General features: G+C 75.3%; 7 protein-coding genes. 4 read left to right on the top strand and 3 right to left on the bottom strand.

Going from position 1 to position 8285, the window contains the following annotated elements; translation table 11 throughout:
* Nucleotides 1-200: 200 nt before the first annotated feature.
* Both ACWGB8_RS24460 and ACWGB8_RS24455 read right to left on the bottom strand, forming a co-directional pair.
* The gene (locus ACWGB8_RS24460) at nucleotides 201-1406 is read right to left on the bottom strand and encodes a glycosyltransferase (protein ID WP_452215712.1); all 1206 of its coding nucleotides are present in this window, start codon (nucleotides 1404-1406) and stop codon (nucleotides 201-203) included.
* A gap of 354 nt (nucleotides 1407-1760) precedes the next feature.
* Entirely contained in the window at nucleotides 1761-2432 is a 672-nt protein-coding gene (locus tag ACWGB8_RS24455) for a hypothetical protein (protein ID WP_452215711.1), read from the bottom strand.
* A 389-nt stretch (nucleotides 2433-2821) separates the two neighbouring features.
* On the opposite strand from ACWGB8_RS24455, the gene ACWGB8_RS24450 reads away from it, so the two are divergent.
* Nucleotides 2822-3913, top strand: coding sequence for a polysaccharide deacetylase family protein (locus ACWGB8_RS24450; RefSeq protein WP_452215710.1), 1092 nt, complete (start codon nucleotides 2822-2824; stop codon nucleotides 3911-3913).
* A 55-nt stretch (nucleotides 3914-3968) separates the two neighbouring features.
* Here ACWGB8_RS24450 and ACWGB8_RS24445 read toward each other — a convergent pair whose 3' ends face one another.
* Nucleotides 3969-4577, bottom strand: coding sequence for a DUF2867 domain-containing protein (locus tag ACWGB8_RS24445; protein WP_452215709.1), 609 nt, complete (start codon nucleotides 4575-4577; stop codon nucleotides 3969-3971).
* 466 nt (nucleotides 4578-5043) lie between these two features.
* On the opposite strand from ACWGB8_RS24445, the gene ACWGB8_RS24440 reads away from it, so the two are divergent.
* The 3 genes from ACWGB8_RS24440 to ACWGB8_RS24430 all read left to right on the top strand — a co-directional run bounded on the left by ACWGB8_RS24440 (nucleotide 5044) and on the right by ACWGB8_RS24430 (nucleotide 8251).
* Entirely contained in the window at nucleotides 5044-6492 is a 1449-nt protein-coding gene (locus ACWGB8_RS24440; RefSeq protein ID WP_452215708.1) for an FAD-dependent oxidoreductase, read from the top strand.
* A 218-nt stretch (nucleotides 6493-6710) separates the two neighbouring features.
* The gene (locus tag ACWGB8_RS24435) at nucleotides 6711-7370 is read left to right on the top strand and encodes an NADPH-dependent F420 reductase (RefSeq protein WP_452215707.1); all 660 of its coding nucleotides are present in this window, start codon (nucleotides 6711-6713) and stop codon (nucleotides 7368-7370) included.
* A 317-nt stretch (nucleotides 7371-7687) separates the two neighbouring features.
* Nucleotides 7688-8251 carry an antibiotic biosynthesis monooxygenase gene (locus ACWGB8_RS24430; RefSeq protein ID WP_452215706.1) on the top strand — a complete coding sequence of 188 codons (564 nt, stop codon included), beginning with the start codon at nucleotides 7688-7690 and terminating at the stop codon, nucleotides 8249-8251.
* The last annotated feature ends 34 nt before the right edge of the window (nucleotides 8252-8285 follow it).

The raw sequence follows: 8285 nt of genomic DNA, 5'->3' as shown, positions 1-8285 counted from the left end.
GCAGTTGCCGGTGAAGTTCCTGGAGGCGTTGGGGATGGAGCACCGGGTGGCGGTGGAGCTGGCGGGCGACCACATCGCGGTCCATCCGGACGACCACCCCGGCCACTGAACTCCCGCGACCACCGGACACCTCCGACGACCCCGGCCCTTCCGGCGACCCCGGCCCGCCGCCCCGCCCGGGGGTGGCGGGCCGGTGCGGTTCAGCGGGTGTCGGCCGCGGCGGGTCGGCGGGTGCGGTGCTGCCGGGACGGCCGGGGCCGGGGGTGCCGGCGGGCGGCCTGCTCGACGTGGTCGGCGGCCAGGGCGGCCCCGCCCGCGGCGTTGAGCCGGGCACCGAGTTCGGCGGCGGCGCGGTGCAGCCGGCTGTCGGCGAGGGCGCGGGTGAGCAGTCCGGGGGTGGCGTCCTCGGGCAGGTCGAGGGCGGCGCCGGTGCGCAGGCAGGCCGCGGCGAGGAGCGGTTGTTCGGAGCCGTCCGGCGCGACCAGCAGGGGCCGGCCGCGGGTGAGGGCGGTCAGGACGGGTGCGGAGGTGGCGCTGGTGACGACGAGGTCGGCGTGTTCGACCAGCGGGGCCATCCAGGGGAGCCGGACGGTGGTGATGTCGGCCCGGGGGTGCGGGGCGGGGTTGTCGGAGCGGCCGAGTTCGACGACGGCCCGGAACGGCCCGTCGGTGAAGGCGGCGTTGAGCCGCGGCCAGAGGTCGGTGCCCTTGAAGGTGCGCCCGAGGTGGACGTAGACGAGCCGCTTGGGCGGGCCGGCCGGGTGGGCGAGCAGCGGGTCGACCACGGCCGGGTCGGGGGCGGGCTCCCACAGGCAGGGGCCGACGTGGTGGACGTCGGCGGGCAGCCGGGTGTCGGGGTATTCGAGGGCGGGGTCGCCGCGGAGCAGCAGCCGGCTGCCGATCAGGGCGCGGGCGGCGGTGCGGTCGTCGACGGGGGCGAAGCCGGCCTCCTCGCGCAGTTCGCGGTAGAAGCGGACGGTCTCGCGCAGCCGCCAGTGCCGCAGGATCGGCTCCTCCGGCTCGTCCGCGCCACCCTCGGGGTACGGCCAGAGGTGCGCGGCGAGGCCCAGGACGACCACGGGCAGGCCGAGTTGCTCGGCGGCGAGCAGGGCGCCGTGGCAGAGCGCGGAGGTGAGCAGGACGTCGGGCTGCCGGGCCCGCGCCTCGGCGTGGACGGCCCGGTACTGGCCGAGTTGGTGGCGGAACCAGCAGCGTACGGAGAGCCGTCCGGCGCCGTTGTCGTCCTCGACCGCGGTCATCGGGATCCCGGCGGCGGCTGCGGTGGGGGCGGCGCCGTGCCGGGCGATCAGGGTGGTGTCGTGACCGCGGCGGCGCAGCTCGCGCCCGACGGCGACGGCCGGGTAGAGGTAGCCGGGATCGCTGAGCGGGCAGAGGAGGACTTTCACGGCCTGGGCTCCTGGGGGTCGGCGGGGCGCGGGGCGTGCGGGGTGTCGGAGTTGCACGGTTTCCGGGTGGCGCTCGGTCCTCGGGCCGCGGCCGTGCGGGGTGTCCGCCGGGGTGTGGCGGACGGTATCGGCGCTCGGGTGCGGCGGGCGGCGGGCGGTCGGGTGCGGCGGGGCGTGGTGGGCGGTCCGGCCGGGGAACTGACCGTACGCCGACATTTACCAGCCTCCGTACCTGCCCGCAATGCCGCCTCGGCGTCCGGGGCGGCCGGAGCACTGCGGCCCCGCCGGGTCGCTGCCGTACCGCCGCTCGTGCGGCCGGTTCCCGCCGGGCAGACGGGAGCCGGCCGCGTGCCGTCACTCCCCGGTGATGCGGGTGAGGACGCCGCAGGGGACGCCGGTGAAGACGGTGACGATCTCGACCTCCTCGATGCCCTTCAGGTGCAGGCCGTGGAAGCCGTTGTCCCGGGCCCAACGGGCGATCGCCGTCCAGGTGTTGCCCGTGGTGTTGCTGCGCATCGCCTGGGCGAGCGAGTCCCGCAGGCCGGCGCTCAGGGCGGTCCGGAGCCAGGACAGGTCGTGGTGGTCGACGACGGTGCCGCCCTGCTGCTGGACGACCAGGAGGGTGAGGTCGCGCAGCTCGGTGCAGAAGACGTACTCGCCGTAGCGGCGGGCGGTGGCCTCGGTGGGCGCGAAGTAGGTGCCGGGGCCGTAGGCCTTGCCGTAGCCGCCGGTGGCGTCGGGGTTGAAGCGGCCGGTGTGCCGGATGAGGCCGGCGACCACCCGGTCGCGGGTGCCGTGGTACCACTGGATGGTCTCGTAGGGCAGCGGGAAGGGGTTGGTGCCCCGCGCGGCCAGGTCGACGGTCCGGTGCAGCGGGGCCGCCTTCTGCGGGACGCCGGCGAGGCGCTGGTCGGCGAGCGCGGTGTCCTCGAAGTCGGTGGCGCCGGTGCCGGGCTGCGGGTTCCGGCGGGGCGGGGTGTTGTTGCCGCCCTGCCCCTGGGTGCCGGTGACGGGTGTCGTTCCCACGGTGTCTGGATCCTCCCCCTCGGCGGACTCCGCCCCCGGGCCGGGCGGCGGCGGTCCGGTCCCAACGGTGCGGGCCGGGCGGGGCGCGCACCGGTACATGACTGTACGTCAGATATGTGATCGCACAGGGGGGATTCTGCACATCCACGGCGGGCCTGCGTGTGCCGTGGGCCCCGCCGCCCGGACCGCGATTGCCCGGCCCGGCGAGCGGAAGTCCCGCTTCCAGCAGGTGAATCCGGGCCGTTCGCCCGTATGATCGAACCGCCCGCTGCCGGGCGCCGCACCGGGGCCGACCGGCCCGTGCGGCGTGCGCAGCTGTGTCCACGGGGGTCGGAAGCACGACTGGAGCAGCACGGACGAAAGAGGGCACCGCCATGTGGTTCGCCGGGGTGGGACTGACGCGCGACGGGTACCGGATCAGTCTGCTGGACGCGGACGGCCGCGCCCTCGGCCCGGCCGAACCGTACGAACGCTGCGGCGTGGAACGGCCGGTGGCCCGACTGGCCGAACTCGCCGACCGCGCCCCCGGCGGGCTCGCCGTCGTCATCGACAGCGCCAACGGCATCGCCGACACCCCGCTCACCGCGGCCGGCCTGGACGTCTACCGGGCCGACCGGCATCTGCTGACGGACGGTCGGATCACCGCCGAGGCGCTCGCCGAACTCGGCCGTACCCGCCTCGACGCGCTGGTGCCGCTCGGCCCCGGGGCGTGGATTCTGGCCGGCCGCGAGGAGGAGGCGTTCGGCGCGGAGGCGGCGGCCGGCCCGGTCGAACGGCGACTCGCCCGCCGGGGGCGGTGCCTGGTCGGCGGCGCCGGCACCGTGCCCGCCGTGGCCCTCACCTTCGACGACGGTCCGGACCCCGTGCACACCCCGCAGGTGCTGGACGTGCTGCGCCGCCACGGGGTGCCCGCCGCGTTCTTCTGCATCGGCCTGCACGCCCTGGCCCACCCCGGGCTGGTCCGCCGGATCGTCGACGAGGGCCACACGCTGGGCAACCACACCTGGTCCCACGCCTACCTGCCCGACCTCGGGCCGGACGGGCTGCGCCGTCAGCTCGTCTTCACCGGCGAGGCCCTCGCGGAGGCGTACGGCGGCGCGGAGCCGGAGCTGATGCGGCCGCCGTTCGGCGGGCGCAGTCCGCAACTGCTGGAGCAGGTGGCCGGGTTCGGGCTGACCACGGTGCTGTGGGACGTGGAGACCGACGACTGGTCGCTGCCCGGTGCCGAGGTGATCGCCGAGCGGGTGCTGCAGCAGGTCCGGCCGGGTTCGGTGGTGCTGATGCACGACGGGGGAGGGGACCGCTCGCAGACCGTCGCCGCGCTCCCCGCCGTCATCCGGGGACTGCGGGAGCGCGGGTACCGCTTCGCCACGCTCGCCGAACTGCTCGCGGAGCAGGCCGAGTCGGGGCGGACCGGGTCGGAGCGGGCCGGGTCGGGGCGGGCCGAGTCGGGGCGGGAGCCCGCCGCCCCGGCGCACTGACCGGCCGTGCCCGACGATTCCCGTCGCGCGCCCGACGGGGCCTGCCGGGAGGACCCTAGGACCCGGTCGCGCCGTGCGAACCCGCCGCCCAGTCGCGTCGGATGCTTCGCATGAGGGCCGGGACCACGATCAGGTCCCGGAACGGCCTGATGGCGGCCATGTAGGCGGCGCCGAGGCGTCCGTTCGGTTTGACCAGGACCGCCATCTGGCCGCGGTGGCCGCCGGAGCCGTCGGGGACCCAGCTCAGGTGCATGACGGTGTGGACGGTCCGGTTCGCCATCTCCGACGCCCACTCGTCGGGGAGCAGGTACAGCGAGGTGAAGGGGACGTCGGTGAAGTCCGGGCCGCGCGGTGCCGTCCGCAGATCGCTCGGCAGCCGGTCCCGGAGTGAGGTCACCCGGGAGCCGACGCCTGCCTCCTTGCCGTCCCACCCGAAGAGCGTTCCGATCCGGTGTCGGGCCGCCCAGAGGAAGCGGACCGGGAAGGGGGCGCCCTGGGGGAATCCGCCCGAGTCCGGGTCCGTGATCATGCTCGACACCAGTCGGGGGAAGGCGTCGGGGCCTCCCGGGGTCGGCAGCGCCCAGACGTCCTCGACCGTGAAGTCGGCGGCGACCTCGTGGATCCGCCAGGGGCGCGACGTGTGTGCGGCGTTCGGCAGTTTCATGTGCGGTCCTCCGTGTCGGTGTCCTGGTGGTACAGGGCGCCGCGGGTGCAGTCGGCCCCGCCGGCCACGTGCCCCGGCACCGGATCGGCGTAGCCGTCCGTGGACAGGCCCCGTGCCGCAACTTCCAGCAGGGAGCTACCGGTCAGCCGGTCAGCCGGTCCGGGTCCGCCGCTCCGATAGCGACCGGCGGGCCCCCTCCGTCTTTCCCGGCAGTGTCCTCATCCTCCATCAGATACATGCATGTATGTATGTATGTATGTATGTACGTTAGCACCGGCGCAGCCGGCCCGACCGAGGGGGAGCGGATCCGGACGTCGACCGGGCGCGCCGCCCGCCTGGTCCACCACGGGCGCACGCCCGCGCGCGGTCGGCCGGCGAGTGCGTCGGGGCGGTCGGCGTGTCCCGGCGTCGGGCGTTGCCCCCGGGTGGGGGACGGGGTAGCCATCGACACCGGAGAGGAGAGTCGATGGGGAAGCGAACAGACCGGGCGGACGAGCGGTGGGGCAGGGCCGTGGTCGTCGGCGGGGGATACGCGGGGCTGGTGACCGCGCGGGTGCTGGCCGACCACTTCCGGGAGGTGGTCGTCCTCGAACGGGATCCGGTGGACGGCGACACCGGCGTCCACCCGAACGCGCCGCAGGGCTACCACGCGCACGCGATGCTGGCCCGGGGCGCGCAGATCCTGGAGCGGTACTTCCCGGGGCTGCGCGCCGGACTGGAGGAGGCCGGCGCCCCGGTCTACGACTACGGCGAGCGGATCAGCTTCCTGACCCCGGCGGGCTTCGCCCCGCGCTGCCGCACCGGGGTGCGGATCCAGTCCTTCACCCGGGACGAGCTCGAACGGCGCCTGCGCCGCACCGTTCTGGCGCTGCCGCAGGTGACGCTGATCGCCCCGGCGCGCTGCGAGGGGCTGGGCACCGACCGGACCGGTGCCGTGGACCGCGTCCGCTACCGCCTGGTGGCCGCCGGCGCCGGGGACGGAGCGGCCGAACCGGACGCCCCCGCACCCGCGGAGGCCGTCGAACTCGGTGCGGACCTGGTGGTCGACGCCTCCGGGCGCTCCAGCGGCCTGGACCGCTGGCTCGGCGACCTCGGCCGGACCGTCCCGGAGAAGCGGATCGTGCCCGCGAAGATCACGTACACCACGATGACCTTCGACCGGCCCGAGCAGGAGCTGGCGTTCGACCTCGCGTACCAGATGACCTTCGCCCCCGGGGTGCCCCGCGGCGGCGCCCTCCTCGCGGTGGAGGGCGAGCGCTGGACGTGCTCGCTGTTCGGCTTCGGCGACCACGTGCCCCCGACCGACGACAAGGGCTACCTCGACTTCGCCGAGGACCTGGACAACGCCGAACTCGCCGAGCGCATCCGGCGCCGCACCGTCCAGGAGCGGGTGTACCGGTACACCAACGCCAACGGGCAGTGGAACCTGCACCACCGGTCCAAGGACTGGCCGGAGCGGCTGATCGCGGTCGGCGACGCGCTCTGCGTCTTCAACCCCGTCTACGGGCAGGGCCTCACCGTCGCCGCGATGGAGGCCGACCTGCTGCACGGCCTGCTGACCAACTGCCGCACCGGCGACGGCACGCTCACCGGCCTCACCACGCGCTACCGGCGCGGCGCGGCCCGGCTGATCCTCGCCCCGTGGACCCTCTCCTCCAATTCCGACCTCATGTGGAGCTCCGGGACGCCGCCGCTGCCGGTGCGGTTCGCCCACTGGTACAACACCCAGGTGTTCGCGGTGGCCGTCGGGGACCCGGCCGTCTGGACCCGCTTCGTCAAGGTGGTCAACATGGTGGCCGCACCGACCGCGCTCTTCCACCCGGTGGTGCTCGGCAAGGTCGCCCGGCACGCCCTGGCCCGGCGCACAGCCGCCCGCCGGGAGGCGGCCCGCAGCCGGGCGGGCGCACCCGCCTGACCCGGCTCCGTACGCGGCCGACCCGGCTCCGTACGGGGCCGACCCGGGCCGGCATACGGGTGCGGTGACCTGGCGCGTTTCGAGGACGGCGCGGGCCCCCGGGCCCTAGGGTGTCCGTCGGAATGCCGCCGTCCGTCCCACCGCGGACGGCCGGCGGACCGGCGGCGGCCCCGGGGGCCGCGCGCCAGGACGCGATCGTCGGGAACGGGGAACACGGAATGCGGTACGGAGTCATCGGCACGGGCGTTGTCGGACGGACCCTCGCGAGCCGGCTGATCGGCCTCGGGCACGAGGTGGCGCTCGGCTCGCGCAGCAAGGACAACGAGGCCGCCACCGCCTGGGCCGCGGAGTCCGGCCCCGCCGCGCGCAGCGGCACCTTCGCGGACGCCGCCGCCTTCGGCGAGATCCTGGTCAACGCGACCTCCGGCACGGTCTCCCTGGACGCCCTGCGCGCGGCCGGGGCGGAGCGGCTGGCCGGCAAGGTGCTGATCGACGTCTCCAACCCGCTGGTGTTCTCGGAGACGGGTGAGGTGTCCCTCGACCCGGTCAACACCGACAGCGCCGCGGAGCGGATCCAGCGCGAGTTCCCGCAGGCCCGCGTCGTGAAGACGCTCAACACGATGACCGCCGCCGTGATGGTCGACCCGGCCCGGATCCCCGGGGAGCACCACGTGTTCGTGGCCGGCGACGACGCCGACGCGAAGGCCGCCGTCACCGGGATGCTGGAGTCCTTCGGCTGGCCGGCCGGGTCAGTGATCGACCTCGGGGACCTCGCGGGCGCCCGGTCGATGGAGATGCTGATGCCGTTCTGGCTGCGGATGATGCGGCACTTCGGCACCACCGAGTTCAACTACGCCTTCCGCCGGGCGGCCGAGTAGCGCGACCGGGGCCGGGGCGGGACAGGTACCGGGCCGGGGCCGACATCGGTGCCGGTGCCGGTTCCGGGCGGGGTCGGTGAGATGGTCGTCGTACGATCCGACCGGTCCCGGCCTGGATGCCCGGTCCGGCGCCTGGACGGTCGCACAGGCTTTCCCCGGACGACCCCCGCCCCGGCGTACCCTGCGGTGATCGGCAAGTGATCGACACCCGGCCGGTGGAAGGCGGCCGGTGCTCGGTGGCCGAGCACCGGGCGTCGCGGGCGGGCTTCGGCGGACGGCCCGGGGGCAGGGTGTACGGCGGACGAGGTGGTGCGGTGATGGACACGGCGGAGCAGACGGCGGCGGGCGAGGAGGTCACCCTCTTCGTGGCCCGCCGGGTCGACCCCGGCTACGAGGAGGCCTTCGAGAGCTGGGCCCGCGGCATCCTCAACGCCGCCGCCGAACACCCCGGCAACCTCGGCACCGGCCTGCTGCGCCCCGCCGAACCGGGCACGCCCTGGCACCTGCTGCTGCACTTCCGCGACACCGACGCCTTCCGGGCCTGGCAGACCTCGCCGGTGCGGGCCGCCTGCTTCGCCAAGGTCGACGGCCACCACGTGGAGGTCGCCCGGCGCGAGCTGCTCGGCATGGAGGGCTGGTTCGCCACCACCCCGGCGGGCGCCCGGCAGACCCCGCCGCCGCGCTGGAAGATGGCCGTCGCCTCCACCCTGGCCATCGCCCCGCTCACCCTGAGCGCCGCCCTGCTGGTCACCCCGCACCTGTCCGGGCTGCCGGTGCCGGTGCGCACCCTGCTGCTCGCCCCGCTGATCAGCACGCTGATGACGTACCTGGCGCTGCCGGTCACCACCCGGCTGATGCGGCGCTGGCTCTTCCCGCGCTGAGCGGGGGCGGGAGCGGCGCGGGGGCGGGGGCGGG

This window comes from Kitasatospora sp. NPDC054939 (genome assembly GCF_053610105.1).
The sequence above is the reverse complement of the archived record's forward strand: the minus strand, read 5'-3'. Positions and strand labels throughout refer to the sequence as shown.

What these genes read in the sequence shown, in the direction of transcription:
- ACWGB8_RS24445 (WP_452215709.1), bottom strand. Translation starts at nt 4,577, where the DNA reads ATGAAACTGCCGAACGCCGCACACACGTCGCGCCCCTGGCGGATCCAC.
- ACWGB8_RS24430 (WP_452215706.1), top strand. Translation starts at nt 7,688, where the DNA reads ATGGACACGGCGGAGCAGACGGCGGCGGGCGAGGAGGTCACCCTCTTC.
- ACWGB8_RS24440 (WP_452215708.1), top strand. Translation starts at nt 5,044, where the DNA reads ATGGGGAAGCGAACAGACCGGGCGGACGAGCGGTGGGGCAGGGCCGTG.
- ACWGB8_RS24435 (WP_452215707.1), top strand. Translation starts at nt 6,711, where the DNA reads ATGCGGTACGGAGTCATCGGCACGGGCGTTGTCGGACGGACCCTCGCG.